The sequence below is a fragment of the uncultured Acidovorax sp. genome, from assembly GCF_964021665.1.
Lineage (GTDB): Bacteria > Pseudomonadota > Gammaproteobacteria > Burkholderiales > Burkholderiaceae_C > Acidovorax > Acidovorax temperans.
Window position 1 is genome coordinate 1 of record NZ_CAXIAK010000059.1, and the last position, 20846, is coordinate 20846.

General features: G+C 65.6%; 13 protein-coding genes and 1 pseudogene. 11 read left to right on the plus strand and 3 right to left on the minus strand.

Going from position 1 to position 20846, the window contains the following annotated elements:
* From AADJ04_RS12520 to AADJ04_RS12545, 6 genes and pseudogenes are all read left to right on the plus strand, one after another.
* The coding region (locus AADJ04_RS12520; protein ID WP_341239812.1) for an HlyD family efflux transporter periplasmic adaptor subunit at window positions 1-781 on the plus strand (781 nt) is incomplete at its 5' end.
* A gap of 15 nt (window positions 782-796) precedes the next feature.
* Window positions 797-4036: an efflux RND transporter permease subunit gene (locus AADJ04_RS12525; protein WP_341239813.1), complete on the plus strand. Its 3240-nt coding sequence runs from the start codon at window positions 797-799 to the stop codon at window positions 4034-4036.
* Window positions 4037-4061: 25 nt separating this feature from the next.
* Complete coding sequence (locus AADJ04_RS12530) at window positions 4062-4775, plus strand: protein-L-isoaspartate O-methyltransferase (protein WP_341239814.1); 714 nt, start codon at window positions 4062-4064, stop codon at window positions 4773-4775.
* A gap of 22 nt (window positions 4776-4797) precedes the next feature.
* Window positions 4798-5139, plus strand: coding sequence for a rhodanese-like domain-containing protein (locus AADJ04_RS12535; RefSeq protein WP_341239815.1), 342 nt, complete (start codon window positions 4798-4800; stop codon window positions 5137-5139).
* Window positions 5140-5199: 60 nt separating this feature from the next.
* Window positions 5200-6549: a TolC family outer membrane protein gene (locus tag AADJ04_RS12540; RefSeq protein ID WP_341239816.1), complete on the plus strand. Its 1350-nt coding sequence runs from the start codon at window positions 5200-5202 to the stop codon at window positions 6547-6549.
* Between the two features lie 125 nt (window positions 6550-6674).
* Window positions 6675-6950: pseudogene (locus AADJ04_RS12545) on the plus strand (BLUF domain-containing protein); the annotation flags it as partial.
* 835 nt (window positions 6951-7785) lie between these two features.
* Here AADJ04_RS12545 and AADJ04_RS12550 read toward each other — a convergent pair.
* Both AADJ04_RS12550 and AADJ04_RS12555 read right to left on the minus strand, forming a co-directional pair.
* The gene (locus tag AADJ04_RS12550) at window positions 7786-9141 is read right to left on the minus strand and encodes a 3-deoxy-D-manno-octulosonic acid transferase (RefSeq protein ID WP_341239817.1); all 1356 of its coding nucleotides are present in this window, start codon (window positions 9139-9141) and stop codon (window positions 7786-7788) included.
* Between the two features lie 135 nt (window positions 9142-9276).
* Window positions 9277-10665, minus strand: coding sequence for a phosphomannomutase/phosphoglucomutase (locus AADJ04_RS12555; RefSeq protein WP_341239818.1), 1389 nt, complete (start codon window positions 10663-10665; stop codon window positions 9277-9279).
* A 242-nt stretch (window positions 10666-10907) separates the two neighbouring features.
* Here AADJ04_RS12555 and AADJ04_RS12560 point away from each other — a divergent pair, with 242 nt between their 5' ends.
* The 5 genes from AADJ04_RS12560 (at window position 10908) to AADJ04_RS12580 (ending at window position 18827) form a co-directional block, all read left to right on the plus strand.
* Window positions 10908-12479: an AlkA N-terminal domain-containing protein gene (locus AADJ04_RS12560; protein WP_341239819.1), complete on the plus strand. Its 1572-nt coding sequence runs from the start codon at window positions 10908-10910 to the stop codon at window positions 12477-12479.
* A 50-nt stretch (window positions 12480-12529) separates the two neighbouring features.
* Window positions 12530-13039: a methylated-DNA--[protein]-cysteine S-methyltransferase gene (locus tag AADJ04_RS12565; protein ID WP_341239820.1), complete on the plus strand. Its 510-nt coding sequence runs from the start codon at window positions 12530-12532 to the stop codon at window positions 13037-13039.
* Window positions 13040-13228: 189 nt separating this feature from the next.
* A complete protein-coding gene (locus AADJ04_RS12570; RefSeq protein ID WP_341239821.1) occupies window positions 13229-14131 on the plus strand; it encodes a DMT family transporter in 903 nt (300 codons plus the stop codon).
* A 310-nt stretch (window positions 14132-14441) separates the two neighbouring features.
* Window positions 14442-18284: an EAL domain-containing protein gene (locus AADJ04_RS12575; RefSeq protein ID WP_341239822.1), complete on the plus strand. Its 3843-nt coding sequence runs from the start codon at window positions 14442-14444 to the stop codon at window positions 18282-18284.
* 96 nt (window positions 18285-18380) lie between these two features.
* Window positions 18381-18827 (plus strand): GNAT family N-acetyltransferase, encoded by a 447-nt coding sequence (locus AADJ04_RS12580; protein ID WP_341239823.1) that lies wholly within the window; start codon window positions 18381-18383, stop codon window positions 18825-18827.
* Between the two features lie 48 nt (window positions 18828-18875).
* Here the strand turns inward: AADJ04_RS12580 and AADJ04_RS12585 are convergent, their stop codons facing one another.
* A complete protein-coding gene (locus AADJ04_RS12585; RefSeq protein ID WP_341239824.1) occupies window positions 18876-20768 on the minus strand; it encodes a propionate--CoA ligase in 1893 nt (630 codons plus the stop codon).
* Window positions 20769-20846: the final 78 nt, after the last annotated feature.

The window sequence follows — 20846 nt, forward strand, 5'->3', positions numbered from 1 at the left end:
GCCGTTCTTCATGGCGCGCGCGCAGGAGCATGGGTTGCTCTGCCGGGCGATGACCAACGATACCGTGGCGCTTTGCCCGCCCTTGATCGTCACGGAAGACGAAATTGGCGAAATCATGGTACGGTTCGGCAAGGCGCTGGACGACACGGTGCTGCGCAGCCCCATTTCTGGGCAGGTGGCGCAGCGACTGGCGCAACCGGGCGAGCGTGTGGGGGTCGATGGGCGTGTGCTGGAGGTGGTAGACCCCAGCCGTCTGGAGCTGGAAGCCCTGCTCAGCCCCGCAGATTCGCTGCCCGTGCGCGTCGGCCAGAAGGCGCGGCTTCAGCTCGAAGGATCCAGCCAGGACGTGACCGCCACCGTGGTTCGCATCAACCCCAGTGCCCAGGGTGGCAGCCGCACGGTGCCGGTGTACCTGCGCGTGGATACCGCATCAGCATCGCAGTTGCGCCAGGGGATGTTCGTGCAGGGCCTGCTGAGCACCGGCCAGACGCAGGTGCTGGCAGTGGAGCTAGACGCCGTGCGCACCGACAAGCCCCGCCCCTATGTGCAGGCCGTTCAGAATGGCCGCATCGCACACCTGCCCGTCACCCCAGGCATGCGCGCCGTGGTACAGGGACAGACGCTCGTGGCCATTGAAGGCGTGCCCGCAGGCACCGCGGTGGTGGCGGGGCGGCTGGGAACATTGCGCGAAGGCACGGCGGTGGCTGCACCGGCTGCACAGGTGGCGGCACCCGCAATGCCGTCAGCGCCCGCCCTGCCCGCTTCTGGTGCGGCCCAGTAACCGCAGGCCTCAGGTATGTGGTTCACCCAAGTCAGCCTGAAGAACCCCGTGTTTGCCACGATGGTGATGCTTGCCATCGTGGTGCTGGGCCTGTTTTCCTACCAACGCCTCAAGGTCGATCAGTTTCCCAACATCGACTTCCCGGTAGTGGTCGTGACGGTGGACTACCCCGGCGCCTCACCCGAGATTGTCGAGAGCGAAGTCACCAAGAAGATTGAAGAAGGTGTCAACTCCATCGCGGGCATCAACGCCCTCACCTCGCGCAGCTACGAGGGCACAGCGGTAGTGATCATCGAGTTCCAGCTGCACATTGACGGACGCAAGGCCGCCGAAGATGTGCGCGAGAAAGTGGCTACCGTGCGCCCCAACCTGCGCACCGAGGTGAAAGAGCCCCGGGTTCTGCGCTTTGACCCGGCCAGCCGCCCCGTATGGTCCCTCGCCGTGCTGCCCGACGACAAGGCGGGTGCCACCGCCAATACGGCAGCGCCTTCCGCTGTGGAGCTGACGACCTGGGCCGAGCAGGTGCTGAAAAAACGCCTGGAAAACGTGCGCGGTGTGGGCGCGGTGAACCTGGTGGGCGCCACCAAGCGCGAAATCAACATCTACCTGAACCCGCAGGCGCTGGAGACCTACGGCGTCACGCCCGAGCAGGTGGTTTCTGCCGTGCGCAACGAAAACCAGGATCTGCCCGTGGGCGCCATCCGCTCGCTGGCCCAGGAACGCGTGGTGCAGATCGATGCCCGCATGCAGCGCCCCGAAGACTTTGGCCGCATCATCGTGGCCCGCAAGGGTGCTGCGTCGGCAGGCCAGGCGGGGCCCAGTGCGCCCATCCGCCTCGACCAGGTGGCGCGGGTGAACGATGGCGCGCAGGAGGTGGAAAGCCTCGCCCTCTACAACGGACAGCGCACCCTGCTGCTGTCGGTGCAAAAAGCACAAGGTGACAACACCATTGAAGTGGTGGATGGCCTCAACGCTGCCGTGGTGGACATCCGCAAACTGCTGCCCCCTGGCGTGCGGCTGGAAGTGATCAGCGACAGCTCCCGCCCCATCCGCGTGGCGGTGGCGAATGTGCGCCAAACCTTGATCGAAGGCGCCGTGCTCACGGTGCTCATCGTGTTCCTGTTCCTGAACTCCTGGCGCTCCACGGTGATCACGGGGCTGACGCTGCCGATTGCGTTGATCGGCACCTTCCTGTTCATGAACATGTTTGGTTTCACCATCAACATGATCACCCTGATGGCGCTGAGCCTGTGCGTGGGCCTGCTGATCGACGATGCCATCGTGGTGCGCGAAAACATCGTGCGCCATGTGCAAATGGGCAAAGGCGCCTACGCGGCAGCCATGGACGGCACGCAGGAAATTGGCCTGGCGGTGCTGGCCACCACCCTGTCCATCGTGGCGGTGTTCATGCCGATTGGCTTCATGGGCGGCATCATCGGCAAGTTCTTCCACGAGTTCGGCATCACCATCGTGGCGGCGGTGATGATCTCGATGTTCGTGAGCTTCACGCTCGACCCCATGCTCTCCAGCGTCTGGCACGACCCGAGCATCCACGCTCATGGCCAGCGCACCGAGCCTGTCACCTTCTACGACAAGACCATTGGCCGGGTCACCGGCGGGTTTGACCGTGCGACCGATGCATTGGCCGAGGGCTACCAGCACATCCTGCGCTGGTCGCTGGTACACAAGCTGGCCACGCTGTTCATTGCGCTGGGCATCTTCGTGTTGAGCATTTTCATGGTGCCGCTGCTGGGCACTGAATTCGTGCCCAAGGCCGATTTCTCTGAGACCACCGTCAATTTCTACACCCCCGTGGGCTCCTCACTGGAGGCCACCGAGGCCAAGGCGCGGCAGGTAGAAGGCATTTTGCGCGAGCTGCCAGAGGTGCGCTACACGCTGGCCACCATCAACACCGGCTCGGCCCAGGGGAAGATGTACGCCAGCATCTACGTGCGCCTGGTGGACCGCAAGGACCGCAGCCGCAGCGTGGACGCGATGTCTACCGTGCTGCGCGAACGCCTGCAGCGCGTGCCCGGCATTACCGTCACCCACGTGGGGCTGCTGGACCCGGTGGGCGGGCAAAAGCAGATTGAGTTCTCGCTGCAGGGGCCAGACCTTCGCGAACTGGAACGCCTGACGGCCGAAGTGAGCGAAAAAATCCGCCACATCCCCGGCTTGGTGGACCTGGACAGCAGCGCCAAGCCCGACAAGCCCGTGATCGCGCTGGAGGTCAAACGCGACGTGGCTTCGGACCTGGGCCTTTCCGTGGCGCAAATGGCCACGTCGCTGCGCACGCTGGTGGCTGGCACCACGGTGGGCAACTGGCGTGCTCCCGACGACCAGACTTACGACGTCAACGTGCGCCTGGCACCTGAGTCGCGCACGGCCCCGCAAGACCTGGAGCGCCTGCCCTTCGCCCTGAGCGCTGCCGATGGCACCACGCGGATCGTGCGGTTGAACCAGGTGGCCCAGGTGAGCGAATCCACCGGCGCCAACCAAATCAACCGGCGGGACCTGACGCGCGAGGTGGCCGTGAATGCCAACGTGGCACAACGCTCTGCCGGCGAGGTGTCGGCAGACATCCGCAAGGCGCTAGACAGCGTTGTCTTCCCCCCAGGCTACCGCTACCAGTTTGGTGGCTCCACCAAGAACATGGCCGAGTCGTTTGGCTACGCCATCTCGGCCCTGGTCATGGCCATCATCTTCATCTACATGATTCTGGCCAGCCAGTTCAAAAGCTTCTTGCAGCCACTCGCGCTCATGACCTCGCTGCCCCTCACCCTCATCGGGGTGGTACTGGCGCTGCTCATGTTCCGCTCTACGCTGTCCATGTTCTCCATCATCGGCGTGGTGATGCTGATGGGACTGGTCACCAAAAATGCCATCCTGCTGGTGGACTTCGCCATCCGCGCCCGCGAAGAGCATGTCAATGACGCAGGCCAGACCGTGCCCGGCCTGCCCCGCGCCGAAGCCCTGCTGCTGGCTGCCCGCGTGCGGCTGCGCCCCATCCTCATGACCACGCTAGCCATGATTTTCGGCATGGTGCCCCTGGCGTTTGCGCTTTCCGAAGGGTCCGAGCAGCGCGCGCCCATGGGCCAGGCGGTGATTGGGGGCGTGATTACCTCCTCGCTGTTGACGCTGGTGGTGGTGCCCGTGGTGTATTGCTACATGGATGACCTGGCGCGCTGGGCCCTTGGCAAGATGGGACGCGGCCACAGCACCTCTGGGCCATCTAAAATTCGGGGTTTGTCCTGACCCGCACTCCCACTGGAGACCTTCGATGAATTTGCCACTGAACACGTCCGCCAACATCAGCGACCCCGTCGCCCAGGCCCGCTACAACATGATCGAGCAACAGATCCGGCCCTGGAACGTGCTGGATGCCGACGTGCTGGAGCTGCTGTCCGTCGTGCGCCGCGAAGACTTTGTGCCAGCCGCTTACCGCAGCCTGGCATTCGCTGACATCGAAGTGCCTCTGCTGGGCAATGACGCGGAAGAGGCCGTGCGCCAGGGTCAAAGCATGCTGCAGCCCCGCGTGGAAGCCCGCATCCTGCAAGACCTGCGCGTTCAGCCCACTGACCGTGTGCTGGAAATTGGCGCGGGCTCGGGCTACATGGCGGCCCTGCTGGCCCACCGGGCCGAGCGCGTGGTGTCCCTCGAAATCAACCCCACGCTGGCCAGTATGGGCCGTGAAAACTTGCGCAACGCTGGCATCCAGAACGCCGAAGTGCGCCAGGGTGACGGTGCCCGTGATGCCGTGCCAGACGGCCCTTTTGATGTGATCGTGCTGAGCGGTTCGGTCGCGCAAGTGCCCCAGAACCTGCTGTCCCTGCTACGCGATGGCGGTCGCCTGGGTGCCATCGTGGGCTCTGACCCCGTGATGCGCTTCACCGTGGTCCAGCGCAAGGGCGACCGGTTTGAAACCACTTCCCCCTGGGACACCATCGCTCCCCGCCTGGTGAACTTCCCTGAGCCTTCAAGCTTCTCGTTCTAACCCACTGTCTTCGGAGTTCTGCATGATCACCCGCGTTCGCCCAGCCCAACTCGCTGCCTGGTTTGCCGCCAACGCCGCCGGCACCCAGCCCCTGGTACTGGACGTGCGTGAGCCCTGGGAACTGCAAGCCGCCAGTGTGCGGGCCGAGGGGTTTGAGCTCAGAGCCATCCCCATGGGAGAAATCCCCGCCCGCCTGGCCGAGTTGCCCAAGGACCAGCCCATTGCCTGCCTGTGCCACCACGGCATGCGCAGCATGAACGTGGCGGCCTTCCTGGAGCAACACGGGTTTGAACACTTGGCCAATATTTCAGGGGGCATCGATGCCTGGTCGGCAGAAGTCGACCCCGCAGTGCCCCGCTACTGATGGTTTGGCCCCGGGGCCAGCAGTTTTCATCCCTTTTGTGCAGACACTCTGAGGACCTTCATGACCGCTTTTCGGCCCACTCACCTGACCCTGGCGCTCGGCGCCGCCTTGAGCGCCCTGCTGTGCGCGCCCGTGCACGCGCAGAGCCTCATGGAGCTGGTGGAATCTGCCCGCACTTATGACACCACCTGGCAGGCCGCCCGCGCTCAGCTGGAAGCCGCCGCCCGCCGCGCTGACCAGGCCCAGGCCGGGCTGCGCCCCAGCGCCGCCCTCACATCGGGGGTGACGCGCGCGCAAACCGACGTCAGCCGCCCCGACGTGGAGCGCACCGCCAACACCCAGACCCTGGGCGTGAACGCATCGCAGCCGCTGTACCGCCCCGCCAACCGCATTGCCGTGGAACAGGGCGAGCGCGGCGTGGACGTGGCCCAGGCACAACTGGACGCGGCCACCCAGGACCTGCTGGTGCGCGTAAGCCAGGCCTACTTTGATGTGCTGGCAGCGCAAGACACGCTGACCTTCGTGCAGGCCCAGAAAACCGCAGTGTCTGAACAACTGGCCTCGGCCAAGCGCAACTTCGAGGTAGGCACCTCCACCGTGACCGACTCACGCGAAGCCCAGGCCCGCTACGACCTGGTGATTGCGCAAGAAATTGCAGCTGAAAACGACCTGCGCGTGAAAAAACTGGCGCTCGACCAACTGGTGGGCGTGACCAACGCGCAGCCCGTGCCACTGGCCCAGCCCGTGCCCCTGCCCCGGGTCGAGCCAGCCAACGTGGATTACTGGGTCGAGACCGCTCGGGCACAGCAGCCCGGCGTGCGGCAGGCCGCCATCGCACTCGACATTGCGCGCCTGGAAACCAAAAAGGCCGAAACCGGCCACCGCCCCACGGTGGACCTGCAGGCTGGCTACAACATCACGCGCAACCCCAATGGCACCCTGACCGCCCCCGGCGTGAACAGCCGCACCAACGTGGCCAGCATCGGCGTGGCGCTCAACTTGCCTCTGTTTGCTGGTTTTGCAGTGCAAAACCGCGTGAAGGAAACCCTGGCGCTGGAAACCAAGGCCGAAGCCGATCTGGAAACCGCCCGCCGCAATGTGGCCCAGGCTACACGGTCGGCATTCTTCGGCGTGCAGTCTGGCCAAGGTCAGGTGCAGGCGCTGGAAGCGGCCGAAGCCTCCAGCCAGAGCGCGCTCGATGCCAACAAGCTCGGCTACCAGGTGGGCGTGCGCATCAACATTGACGTGCTGAATGCCCAGAGCCAGCTCTACCAGACCAAGCGCGACCTCGCCCAGGCCCGCTACAACGTGCTGCTGGGCACGCTCAAGCTGCGCCAAGCGGCAGGCACCTTGGGCCTGGAAGACGTGCAACGCATCAACAGCCTGCTAGCCCCCGCCAGGCAGCCCTGAGCGGGCAGCCCTGCCGCCGTGGCAGCGGCAGGCCCGTGAAAACATTGTTAACAGACCCTATGGCCTGAATGGGCCTTAGGCACCCATAATCGCGAGGAATTGTTACGCAAAAACACCTCGCATCCATGGCAAAGAACCCTTTCTACCTGGTGTGCTACTACGGCCAGGTTCCAACGGATGCTGCGCAGCCAAAGGCCCTGAGCAACTTGATCCAGTCGGCTCGGGCGCTTGCACAAAGCCATGGCCTGACCGGTTTGCTGGCGTTGGCTGATGGGTACTACCTGCATCTGGTGGAAGGTGAACGGTCTGCGGTGCAAAGCCTGGTGCACCACATCAGCAGCTTTTGGGGCACCACGGCCCCCACCGTGCTGCTGTCGCTGGCCATCAAGCGGCAGCGCTATGCCCAGTGGAGCGCCAATGTGGTCGAGCGCCCTGCCCCCGCCACAAACATGCAGCAGCGCCTGGCGCGCTTGCACCAGTTCATCGCACAGGACTCCATGGTGGCCATACCGGACCTGTTTCGGTACTTCCTCATGCCCAGCACGGCATTGCCTGCCCCCAACGAGCCCAGCGCGCCAGCGCAGCCGCGCCGCAAAGTTCGGCAGGTGGCGGTGTTCAGCAGTTCGCTACTGTGGTTCAACCCCATCTTCAGCCAGGTGGCAACCCGCTTTCGCGGCCATCCGCAAACCCTCAAGGCCTCCAGCACCGGGAGGGAGGTGGACATGTTCCCCATCGATTACGTCGATGTGGAGGCCGGCCCGCTGGGCGCGGTGCGCATGGTGGGCATCACCCTGGATCTGCTGGACTCCACCTTGTCATACCCCCTGCTCAGCAAGGTGGAAGTGGCCGTGCTGCTCACCCGCAACCACGCCGCCAGCAAAGACTTGCAGCTGGTCGAGCACGCCATGCGGCATCCGGCGATGCTGTACTCCATCCCCCAGGTGCTGCTGGTGAACTCCAGGCTCAGTGACGACCTTTCGCAGCATTTCGCCGCCCTCGCGGCCGAGGCGCGCCTGCCCACCACGGAATTGGGGGCGTCTGTTTTGTCGGGCGAGCCCATCTGGGCTGCCATCGCCACCATGCTGCAGACCACCCCCCCGCCCCAGAAGCGCACCGTTGGGCGACCGCTTAGGTACTGCGGCGCACTGAGGGGGTCCTACTTACCAGCGTTGGCGTGTCAAGGCTGGCACGGCGGTGCGGCCGCAGCACCTCCAGCAGCCTTCAGTCTTTGGCCGATCAAGCTGCAACGCCCAGCAGGTCAGCCACCTGGCGGGCCGTGGCGCGCGCAGCACCCCGGTGGGCCTGGGCAAAGGCAGTGGCGGCTGCGCGGGCTTTCTCCAGGTCGTACGGGTGCTGCACCAGGGCCAGCGCCTTGTCTACCGCAGCAGGCAACCCAGGGGTGCGCCAGGCGGCACCTGCTTCACAGGCCAGTTCCGTCGCTTCGGCGAAGTTGAAGGTGTGCGGCCCCACCACCACCGGGCAGCCGCAGGCGGCCGCCTCGATCAGGTTTTGCCCGCCCAGGGGGGCAAAACTGCCGCCCAGCAGCACCACATCGGCCAGCGTGTAATAGGCGGCCATCTCACCCATCGAATCGCCCAGCCACACGTCTGCAGCCACGGGCACATCCCCCTGCCAGGCACTGCGCCGGGCCACACGCAGGCCAGCGTCCTGCAGCAGCCGCGCCACTTCGTCAAACCGGTTGGGGTGGCGGGGAACGATCAGCCATTGAACCTCTGGAAGCGAAATATTTGCTATGTTTTTCGAAGCAGCCTGCGCTTGATCTGATTGGCCTTCAGGGCGTTTTGACTTGAAAAACTCAAGCCACATGGCTTCCTCGCCCTCGCGGCTGCTGGCCAGCATGACGACCGGGCGGCCCGCGAGCATGCGCCAGCGCTGGCCCATCTCGATCTGCGCCGGCTCGGGCACCACGTCAAATTTCAGGTTGCCAAACACCCCGCGCACCGGCGCACCCAGGTCTTGCAGCCGCTCGGCATCGGCCTGCGACTGTGCCCACACGGCCGTCAGCGCCCGGTAGGCCGGCAGCGCCAAAGGGGCCAGCCGCCGCGCGCCGCGCCAGGACTTGTCGTTCAAGCGCGCGTTGGCCAGCACCAGGGGCACGCCCCGGCGCTGGCAAGCAGCAATCAGATTCGGCCAGACCTCCGTCTCCATCAGCACGCCGATGGCGGGGCGAAACTGCCGCAGAAAGCGCGCCACGGCGCCGGGCGTGTCCCAGGGCAGCCATACCTGCACATCACCAGGCTGCAAGAGCTTTTCACCCTCTGCCCGGCCCGTGGCCGTGCCATGGGTGAGCAGCAGGCGCATGCCCGGCAGTTGCGCGCGCAACTCGCGCAGCAAAATGGCTGCCGCCCGCGTTTCGCCCAGAGATACCGCATGAACCCACACAAAGCGCCCCAGCGCATCCATGCCGCTGTGCCCCACCAAGCTGTCCAAGGGCTGGGCATAGCGGCCAAAGCGCTCGTGCACGGCCACGGCGTACCCGGGCTCAGCACGCGCGCGGCGGCGCAACTTGCGGCGCAGCAAAGGCTGAGCCCCCCAGGTAATGGCGCTGTACAACGCGCGGGCAAAGCTCATGGTGCAACGGCCTCACGCACCCAAAGCCAACGCCGGGCAAATCCTCGGCTGGGCCGGGACGGGGAAAAGAGGAAGTTCATACGCAAAGGGCGCACGGAGTGGCCTCGTCCGTAAGCAGACGAGACCCAGCCGAGGTCAATGGCTGGCGGCGCCAATCTGCGCACCGGGCTTGACCTTCTCCAGCAGGGCCAGCATGGCCGCCTCGATGCGGTGCAGCGCTTCGGGCGTATGGCCTTCAAAACGCAGCACCAGCACGGGCGTGGTGTTGCTGGCGCGGATCAGGCCGAAACCATCGGGCCAATCCACGCGCAGGCCGTCAATGGTGTTGATCTGCGCAGGTGCGGCAAAGGCGCGGGTTGCCAGGGCTTGCAGCTCGGCCGTGAGGCGGTGCGGCTCGCCCTCGGCGCAGGTCACATTCAGTTCGGGTGTCGAGTGGCTGGTGGGCAGAGCGTTGAGCACGGCGCTGGGGTCTGCGCTGCGGCTCAGGATTTCGAGCAGCCGGCAGCCTGCGTAGGTGCCATCGTCAAAACCGAACCAGCGTTCCTTGAAGAAAATGTGCCCGCTCATCTCGCCACCCAGCGGCGAGTGGGTTTCCTTCATGCGGGCCTTGATGAGCGAATGGCCGGTCTTGAACATCACCGGCACACCACCCGCCTGGGCAATGGCGGGCGCCAGGCGCTGGGTGCACTTCACGTCAAAAACGATCTCACCGCCGGGCACGCGCGAGAGCACGTCTTGCGCAAACAGCATCATCTGGCGGTCGGGGAAGATGTTGGTGCCGTCCTTCGTGACGATGCCCAGCCGGTCGCCGTCGCCGTCAAACGCCAGGCCCAGTTCCGCATCGCTGGCCTGCAAGGCGGCGATCAGGTCGCGCAGGTTTTCTGGCTTGCTGGGGTCGGGGTGGTGGTTGGGGAAATTGCCATCCACCTCCGAGAACAGCTCAATCACCTCGCAACCCAGCGCGCGGAAGATGGCCGGGGCCGATGCACCCGCAATGCCGTTGCCGCAGTCCACCACCACCTTCATGGGGCGGGCCAGTTTCACGTCGCTCACGATGCGCTCGCGGTAGGCACTCAGCACATCGGCCTGGCGCACGCTGCCACCGGGCTGCAGTTGCCAGCTTTCCTCTTCCATGGTGCGGCGCAGGGCCTGGATTTCCTCGCCATAAATGGCGCGGCCTGCCAGCACCATCTTGAAGCCGTTGTAGTCCTTGGGGTTGTGGCTGCCCGTGACCTGGATGCCGCTGGTGCACAGCGTGTGCGCCGCGAAGTACAGCATGGGCGTGGTGACCATACCCACGTCGATCACTTCCAGGCCCGCCTCCACCAGGCCCTGGATGAGGGCTGCAGCCAAGCCGGGGCCAGACAGCCTCCCGTCGCGCCCTACCGCCACCACCCGCTCGCCCTGCGCACGGGCCGCCGTGCCAAACGCCCGGCCCAGGCCCAGGGCCACCGATTCGTTCAGGGTAGAGGGCACGATGCCGCGAATGTCATAGGCTTTGAAGATGGCGGGTGTTGTTTGCACGTAAGGGCCTTTCAAGGAAAAAGTTCGGGGAAACCAGGGCCTGACCGATCAAGCCGGCCCTGGAAGCTGGGCGGCCATGGTGCCCGGCAAAAGACCGCTGGATTGTAGGTGCGCGGCGCAAGTGCCCGCCCCTGAAAGCCGCCGGCGCGCCCACCAGCCCCAGCGAATCTCTCGCCCGTAGTGCCCAAGGCACATGTCCGAAAACGGCCAGTGTTTGCGCACCTGCGGCCTATGATGACCCCATGACCGCGCCCCACCTCGACCGTACCGCCGCTGCCCCGCCCACCGAGCAGAATGAAGGCCGCTACATGGCCTTGTGCGCACGCGACGCACGGTTTGACGGGCGCTTTTTCACAGGCGTCACTTCCACGGGCATCTACTGCCGCCCGGTGTGTGCCGTGCGCACGCCCAAGCGCGAGAACTGCCGCTTCTTTGACCTGGCGGCCCAGGCGGAAAAAGCCGGTTTCAGGCCCTGCCTGCGGTGCAGGCCCGAGGTGTCACCAGCCTCGCTCATCTGGTCCACACAAGATGCCGGGCATTTGCTGGTGCAGCACGCCCTGCGCCTGCTGGATGCCCCCGATGCCCTGCAAGGCGCCCTCCCCCTGGCCGAACGGCTAGGCGTGAGCGACCGGCACCTGCGGCGCCTGTTTGAGGCGCAACTGGGCTTATCGCCCCTGCAATACCTGCAAACCCGCCGGTTGCTGACGGCCAAGCAGCTGCTGACCGACACCCCCTTGCCCGTCACCGAGGTGGCGCTGGCCAGTGGCTTTGGCAGCGTGCGCCGCTTCAATGCCGCATTTGCCCAGCACTACGGCCTGAGCCCCACGGCCCTGCGGCGCAGCGGCGCGGTGGCTGGCGAGGGTGCTACCGGCACGCTGCGCCTGGCTTACCGCCCCCCGCTGGATGCCCAGGCCCTGCTGGCCTTCTTTGCCAAGCGGCAGTTTGCGGGGGTGGAATGGGCCCAGGCCGATGGCGCGGCACCCTGCCTGCGCCGCACCGTGCGGCTCACAGTCCACGAAGCGGCAGGCTCGCGCGTGTTGACCGGCTGGGTGCAGGCGCAGTTCGACCTGCCCCGCCACCAGGTGCTGCTGCAAACCAGCGATAGCCTTTACCCCGCACTGCCCTCGGTGATACGGCGCGTGCGCGGCCTGCTGGACCTGGACGCAGACCCTGGCGCCATCAACGCCGTGCTGCACGGCGACTTTCCACACGGCGACGGCCTGCGCGTGCCCGGCGCCTGGGATGGGCTAGAGCTGGCCGTGCGCGCCGTGCTGGGCCAGCAGATCACCGTGGCCGCTGCCCGCACGCTGGGCCAGCGGCTGGTGGAGCGCTTTGGCGAGCCCATCGACACCCCGTGGCCCCAGCTGCAGCGGCTGTTTCCCGCGGCCGCTGTGCTGGCGCGGGCCGAGGGCGAAGCGCTGGGGCAACTGGGCATCGTGCGCCAACGCCAGGCGGCCATCGTGGCCCTGGCCCGCGCGGTAGACGAAGGCCGCCTGGTGCTGGACGGCAGCGCCGATGTGCTGGCCACCACCCAGGCCCTGCGCGCCTTGCCCGGCATTGGCGACTGGACGGCGCAGTACATCGCCATGCGGGTGCTGCGCTGGCCCGATGCCTTCGTGGCGGGCGATGTGGCGTTGCACAAGGCATTGGGCGTGCAAGGCCAAAAGCAGCCAGCCAAGGCGGCAACCGAGGCGTCTTTGCGCTGGCAGCCCTGGCGCAGCTATGCCGTGGTACGCGCGTGGGCCACCCTGGAAGGAACCGCGCCCGCGGCCGAACATCCCCAGCCAGCACCGCAATCACTATCAAATCAATAGCTGGTGGTGCTTACTGCCATTGGTCTCAATGCCTTTTTGATTGATATTTTATGAAATACGCACCTGACACCGTCCAGACCTGCATCACCACCTCTCAGGGCCCCGTCTGGCTGGCCGCCACGGCGCAGGGCCTGGCGGGCTTGTGGTTTGAGGGGCAAAAGCACTTTCCGCCCGCCCTGCTCGGCCAGCCTGCCTGGGCACCCGCGCCGCAACACCCCACCTTGCAGCAAGCCGCAACCCAATTGCAGCAGTACCTGCAAGGCCAACGCAGGGGGTTTGACTTGCCGCTGGACCTGTCGGCCGGCACCGCCTTTCAGCAAGCCGTGTGGCAGGCCCTGCTGGCGTTGCCGTACGGGCACACCACCACGTATGCGGTGCTGAGCCAGTCCCTGGGCCGCCCCAGCGCCGCGCGTGCTGTGGCTGCAGCCGTGGGGCGCAACCCCATCAGCGTGGTGGTGCCCTGCCACCGGGTGCTGGGCAGCGACGGCAGCCTAACGGGCTACGCCGGTGGCCTGCCGCGCAAGGCAGCCCTGCTGGCGCTGGAACAAGGTATGGCTTGAAAGCCACTCGCACCGACAGCCGCCTTTTGAGCCCCACAAGACGCCCTGCAAACCACGACAATGCAGGGCTCGCCCCGCTGAGGGCGAAAGCGGCATGTGCCTGGGCCCACTCCACAACGGGCTCAGCCACCCCGCTGGCCTTCCACCGCACAGAAAGCACCCCGCGTGACAGTGACTTCCCAGGCGCCCATGTCTTCATGGTTGGGCGAATTCGTTTTTCTGGCCTCTTTGTGGGGCGCCTCCTTTCTCTTCATGCGCATGGGGGCCGCAGAGTTTGGCCCCATCGCCACGGCGGGCCTGCGGGTGGCGCTGGCCACGGCGCTGCTGTGGCCCGTGCTGCTGCGCCAGGGGCAGTGGCCCGCGCTGCGCCAGCACTGGCGCCCCATCTTGCTGGCAGGGGTGGTCAATTCGGCCATTCCGTTTGCCTTGTTTTCCTGGGCGGTCATGCACATTGCCACCGGACTCACATCGATCCTGAACGCCACGGTGCCGCTGTTTGGCGCGCTGGTGGCCTGGCTGTGGCTGGGCGACCGCATCAACCGGCTGCGATGGCTGGGCCTGGCGCTGGGTTTTGTGGGCGTGGCGCTTTTGGCATGGCGGGCACCCGCGGGCGTGGGCGTCAAGTCGGACCAGGCGGGCTGGGCCATTGCGGCGTGCCTGGCCGCCTCGTGCTGCTACGGCATTGCGGCCAGCTATGCGCGGCGCAGGCTCATGGGTATCCCGCCGATTGCCACCGCCACCGGCAGCCAGTTGGGCGCAGCGCTGGCGCTGGCACTGCCCACCGTGTGGTTCTGGCCAGCACACACGCCAGGGCTGCGGGCCTGGGCCGCCATCGGGGCCATTGCCCTGCTGTGCACCGCCCTGGCCTACATCCTGTACTTCCGCCTGATCGAGCGCGCTGGCCCCAGCCGCGCCCTGGCCGTCACCTTCATCACGCCGCTGTTTGCCGTGCTCTATGGCAGCCTGTTCCTGAACGAAGCCGTGACCCTGTGGATGCTGGGCTGCGCGGTGGTCATCGTGGGCGGAACGCTCTTGTCAACCGGGCTTGTCACAAGGCTGTGGCCCCGGCCCAAACGGGTGGAGAGCGCCTAAACTCGGGGGATGGTGCCCAGAACCTGTTTGAAGCCTTGTTGGAGAAGCGCCCCGGCGCCCCGTGTCGCCGCCGCCATGCGGTTCAGCGCCTTGCAAGGCACTTTTTTGCGCAGCAGCGCCATCCAATAGTTCTGGCCATGGGCTGTCCAATGCGCCTCTGCTCCCTTCCCGCTCTGGCTCTTGTGCATTCCCTCCACGCTTTTGAACAGGCCCTCTTGCCGCCTGCGTTTTTCCCTGCGGGCATCTGTGGTCAGAAACCCGAATCATGGGCAGAGGATGGTTTCAACGCCCGCCTACGCCCACCGGTTTCATGATTTCTTTTTTGCTGCTGGCTGGTGGCCTGCTCGTTCTTGTTGTCATCACACTGGCCTGGCTGGAGCCAGTTGAGTTGCTGCGCCCCAGCCGGCGCAGCCAGCTGATTGCGGGTCTGGTCGGTGGTGGGGTGTCTGCGCTGGTGCTGCTGAGCTTGCGCTCTGGGCCAGACGGTATGGCGGTGGTGGTGCACCCCACGGCCACGGCCTTTTTGGGGCTGTACTTCGGGCCCTTGGCGGCCCTGGTTTCCGCCGCCATCGCGCTCGCGGCCCAGCTCGCCCTCCCCCAGCCGCACTGGGGCGCTGCGATCAGCGTGCTGGCAGGTGCATGCCTGGCGGGCGCTGCCACACGCTGGTATGCGCTGCAAGACGACCGCCCTGCGCGCCTGTGGATCAGCATGCTGGTGCTGGCAGCCCTGCTGCCACCCGTCACTTACGCCTGCCTGCTGGTCAGTGGCGCCGCCCCTGCGCCCTCGTCCCTGCAAGCTGCGTTGGTGCGGCTGCCCTGGTACCACGGGGCAGGTATTTTGCTGCTGGGCACGGGCCGGCAGCTGCTGGCAGGGCGCGTGCACGCCATGCAGGCCCTGCGTGAGGCCCACGAAGCCCTGGCCCAGCGGGAGGAGCAACTGCGCCTCACCCTCGATTCGCTCAACGGCGGGCGCTGGGAATGGCTGGTGCAGCGCAAGGAGTATCGCTGCGAGGGGCATTTCTACAACACATTTGGCATCGACGACACCAGTGCCCCTGACTTGTGGGAGCGCTGGTTTGCCCGGCGACACCCGGCAGATGCGGAACGCACGGCCAGCCACCTCGCCCGCGCGCGCATGGGGCTGGAAGACTCGTACGAAGCCGAGTTTCGTGTCAAAAACAACGCCGGGCAGTGGCGCTGGATCATGTCGCGCGGCACGGTGGCCGAGCGCGACGCCCAAGGCCGCCCCGTGCGGCTGGCCGGCATGGATGTGGACATTACCGCCCACCACGAAGTGGAGGACGCGCTGCGCGCTTCCGAGGCCAAGTCAAGCACCATCTACCTCACCCTGCCCGACCCTGCTGGCATTGCCAGCATGAACGACGGACGGCTGCTGGAAGCCAACCCGGCCTTGTGCGCCCTGCTGGGCCTACCGCGCCATCAGGTGCTGGGCCGCACTTCGCAAGAGCTGAACCTGTGGGCCACCCCGCACGAACACACCCGGCTGCTGCACGCGGTGCTGCGCAACGGGCAGGCGCACCAGTTGCCCATGCGTGCGCGGCGCCAGGATGGCAGCACCGTGTCGGGGCTCACCTCGGCTCGGCCCGTGCACATCAACGGGCAAGAAGGCTTTGTGTTCGTCTTCCACGACATGACGGAGGCCGAGCGCATCAGCGAAGAACTCAAGACCCACAACGGCCTGCTGCAGCAAGCTGGCCGCCTGGCAAGGCTGGGCGCCTGGGAGCATGACCTGACCAAGGGGCTGCTGTACTGGTCAGACATGTGCTTCGAGATCCACGGTCTGCCCGCGGAAACCCCACTGCCAGAAAACTACATCGCGCAGTACGTGGCCCCCGAATACCAGGCCGAGTTGCGCCAGAAGCTCCACGACTGCATCGACCATCGTCAGGAGCAGAGCATGGACTTGGAAATCCTGCGCGCCGATGGCCGCAGGCTCTGGATCAGGGCCCGCTGCGAGGCGGTGCTGGAGCATGGCAAGGTCGTCCGGCTGCGGGGCGTGACGCAGGACATTGACGAAGCCCGACGCGCGCGCCTGCGCTTGAGCCAGTCGGAAGAGCGCTTCTCCCGCATCTTCCAGCTCATGCCCTTCCCCATGGGGCTGTCGCGCTGCAGCGATGGGCAGTACGTGGAAGTCAACCCCGCCTGGGAAAAGTTGCTCGGCATTCCCCGCAGCGAGGCCCTGGGGCGCACCTCGGTTGAATTGGGCGTGTTTACCCCGGCCGATCGCGAGAACCTCATCCAGGCGGCCGCACTCACCAGCCAGCTCAACGGCTACGAAGTCACCATTCATCCCCGAAATGCCCCCCCACGCACGGTGTTGCAGTCGATGCGCATGACGGACTTTGACGGCGAGCCCTGCTGGATGTTCTCAGTCCAGGACATCACCGACCGCAAGCGCACCGAAGAGAAAATCCGCGAGCGCGAGGAACTGCTCTCGCTCACCATCTCGGCCGCATCGCTGGGCCTGTGGGACTGGGACTTGCAAGCCGGCACCGTGACCGGCGACAGCCGCTGGCGTGCCCTGCTGGGCAACAGCGGCCCCGCTGCCAGCACAGAGCCGCTGGGCTGGACGCAGACCGTTTCAGCAGACGATGTGGACCGCATCACGGCCGAAATCGCGCGCCACGCTGCCCACCCGGCCACACCGTTCGACGCCACCTGGCGCCTGGAAGGCACGGGCAGCGACAAGCCCCGCTGGGTGCGCAATCTGGGCAAGATCGTGAGCTTTGATGCACGCGGCACCCCGCAGCGCATGCTGGGGGTGGCCATTGACGTGACGCCGCAGCGCGAGCAGGAGGTGCTGCTGCAAAAGCTCGCCCACTTCGACGCACTGACTGGCCTGCCCAACCGCGTGTTGCTGGCGCGCAAGCTGCAAGAAGCCATGATGCGCGCCCGCCAGCATGGAACGCTGCTGGGGGTCGCCTACCTGGATCTGGATGGCTTCAAACCCGTCAACGACCGCTTTGGCCACGGTGCGGGCGACCGCCTTCTCATGGCTGTGGCCGGGCGTCTGTCGCGTGCGCTGCGCACGGACGACTGCGTGGCCCGCCTGGGGGGTGATGAATTCGTACTTCTGCTCCCCGGACTGGAATCGCGCGCCGACTGCGAAACCCGTTTGCACCGCGTGATGGAAAGCGTGGCCGCCCCCTATCCGCTGGATTCCGAACGCGTGGTGGTCACCGCCAGCATTGGCTACACCTTGTTCCCGTCGGACGACGCCGATGCTGACACCCTGCTGCGCCATGCCGACCAGGCCATGTACGCTGCCAAACAGGCGGGACGCAACCGCTTTCACCTGTTCGATGCCGTGCAGGACCGGGCGGTGCAGGTGCTGCGCGAGCAGGCCCAGCGCATGCGCAACGCACTGGACGAAGAGCAGTTCACCCTGTACCTGCAGCCCAAGGTGGACATGCGCATGGGCACCGTGGCGGGTACCGAAGCGCTGGTACGCTGGAGGCACCCCGAACGCGGCGTGCTGGCCCCCGGCGAGTTCTTGCCGCTCATCGAAGGCACCGAACTGGAAATCGTTTTCGGCCAGTGGGTCATCGAAGCCGCCCTGCACAAGCTTGAAAAGCTGCAAGCGCTGGGCATTGAGCTGCCCATGAGCATCAACGTGGGCGCCCAGCAGTTGCAGCAAAACGACTTTGCTACCTGGGTGGCGCAGTGCCTGCAGCGCCACCCAGGTGTGCCGGGGCACATGGTGGAGATCGAAATCACCGAAAGCGCGGCCCTGTATGACCTGCACGCTGTGACCGGCACGCTCGAATCGCTGCGGGCCTTGGGGGTGGCGGTGTCGCTGGACGACTTTGGCACCGGCTACTCGTCATTGACGTACCTGCGGCGCTTGCCCATGGACACGCTCAAGATCGACCAGAGCTTTGTGCACGGCATGATGAACGACCCCGGAGATCTGGCCATCGTCCAGGGCGTGATTGGCCTGGCCCGCTCGTTTGGCTACCGTGTCATTGCAGAAGGGGTGGAGACTATCGAGCAAGGCCAGATGCTGCTGCAACTGGGCTGCCCCCAGGCCCAGGGCTACTGCATCGGCAAACCCATGCCGCTTGAAGACTTTGTGGGATGGACGCGCACCTGGCAGCCACCTGCGGGATGGCATCGGAACCGGTTGGTTTAAATCCAGCCCAAATAGCGACCTAACGCTCAATCCATAAGCGGTAGCAGCTATTAATTTGATAGCAAATAAATAGATAGCAATCCCGGGAGACTGGTTTTGAACATCCGCGAACTGCGCGCCGACGACCTGGCTCCTCTGCTCGGGCTCTACACCCACCTGCACGAACACGACGACCCGCTCCCCTCTGCCCCTGAGGTACAAGCCGTGTGGGCAGAAGCGCTGGCCAACCCGCGCATTCAATACTTTGGCGGATGGGATGGGGGCCAATTGATCTCGTCTTGCACGCTCACCATCATCCCGAATCTGAAGCGCGCATGCCGCCCTTTCGGCGTCATTGAGAACGTGGTGACGCAATCAGCCCACAGGGGCCAGGGCTGGGGGCGTGCGCTGCTGCGGCACGCCCTTGCCCATGCCTGGCACGCGCGCTGCTACAAAGTCATGCTGATGACTGGCCGGAAAGACGAAAACACCCTGCGCTTTTACGAGCAGTCAGGGTTTGAACGGCACGGCAAACAAGCCTTTGTCGCCAGGCCACCGCAGTGAATGGGCCGATTGATCACAGCGCTCTGGGCGCCGTGCCAGGTCGCCGATTCAACCCACCAGATCCTTCACCTGTTGCAGGGCGGCGGGGTCGTCCATCGTGGTCAGATCCCCCGGGTCGCGGCGCTCGGCCACGGCCTGCAGCGCACGGCGCAGCAGCTTGCCGCTGCGGGTCTTGGGCAGCACGTTCACAAAATACACGCGTGATGGCCGTGCCACGGCGCCCAGCTGGTGGTCTACCTGCTTCATGACCTCGCCTTCCAGCTTCAGGCGGGCCGCGTCAGAATCGAGCCCCGAGGCATCCTTGGCCACGGCAAAGGCCATGGCCACCTGGCCCTTGAGCTGGTCGGCCACGCCCACCACCGCCACCTCGGCAATGTTGGGGTGCGATGCAATGCTCTCCTCGATTTCGCGGGTGCCCAGGCGGTGGCCAGCAACGTTGATCACGTCATCCGTACGGCCCAGGATGAAGTGGTAGCCGTCAGCGTCACGAATCCCCCAGTCAAACGTGCTGTACAGCAAGCGGCCGGGGATGCTCTTCCAGTAGGTGTTGACGAAGCGTGCGTCATCGCGCCACACGGTCTGCATGCAGCCGGGCGGCAACGGGCCTTCAATGCCCACCACGCCCTTCTGGTTGGGGCCAGTCAGCTCTTCGCCGGTGGACTCGTCCACGATCTTCACCGCATAGCCATACATGGCCTTGCCGGGGCTGCCAAAGCGCGTGGTTTGCTGCTCCACACCGTTGGCCAGGGTCAAAATAGGCCAGCCAGTTTCGGTCTGCCAGTAGTTGTCGATGATGGGCACGGCCAGTGCGTCGCTGATCCATTGCGCTGTGGGTTCGTCCAAGGGCTCTCCCGCCAGCCACAGGGCCTTGAGGCTGGAGACATCGTATTTCTTGAGCCAGCTGGGGTCTTGCTTCTTGAGCACACGCACGGCCGTAGGGGCCGAGAACATGTGCGTGACCTTGTACTTTTCCACAATGCTCCACCACACACCTGCGTCAGGGCGAGTGGGCAGGCCTTCGTACATGATGGTGGTCATGCCTGCGATAAGCGGGCCGTAGATGATGTAGCTGTGCCCCACCACCCAGCCGATGTCGCTGGTGGCGAAGTAGGTCTGGCCGGCCTGCGCATCAAAAATATGCTTCATGCTGGCAGCCAGCGCCACGGTGTAGCCGCCGGTGTCACGCTGCACGCCCTTGGGCTTGCCGGTGGTGCCACTGGTGTACAGGGTGTAGCTGGGGTGCGTGGACTCCACCCATTCGCAAGGCACGCTGGCGTTCAAATGTTGTTCGCGCAGGCTGGCCCAGTCGTGATCGCGCCCGGCTTGCCAGTCCATGGGGGCGAGTCCCCGGTTGACCATCAACACAGCGGCCGGCTTGTGGGCCGACAGGGCAATGGCTTCGTCCAGCAGGGGCTTGTACGGCACCACTTTTCCGCCGCGCGAACCAGCATCGGCGCTGACCACAACCACGGGTTCTGCGTCTTCAATGCGGGACGCCAGTGAGCCCGAGGCGAAGCCGCCAAACACCACCGAATGCAAGGCCCCGATGCGCACGCACGCCAGCATCGCAAATGCGGCCTCGGCAATCATGGGCATGTAGATCAGAACCCGGTCGCCCTTCTTCACGCCCAGGCCCTGCAAGGTGGCGGCCATGCGCTGCACTTCTGCGTGCAATTCTGCGTAGCTGTAGCTGCGTTCGGTGTCTGTTTCGGTGGAGATGGCAACCAATGCTGGCTGATCGGCCCGGGTCTTGAGATGCCGGTCTACCGCGTTGTGGCACAGGTTGGTGGTGCCGCCCACAAACCACTTGGCAAACGGCGGGTTGCTGTAGTCGCAGATCTGCTGGGGCGGGGTTTGCCAGTCAATGAGCGCCGCCTGCTCGCCCCAGAAGGCATCGCGGTTGTCGATGGAGTGGCGGTAAAAGTCAGCGTAGCGGGTCATTGGTTTGTCTCCTTCATCTCACGATCCGGGCCCAAGGCACAAGGCGCACCCCGCAGCAGACGGCCCACACCGGAAAAA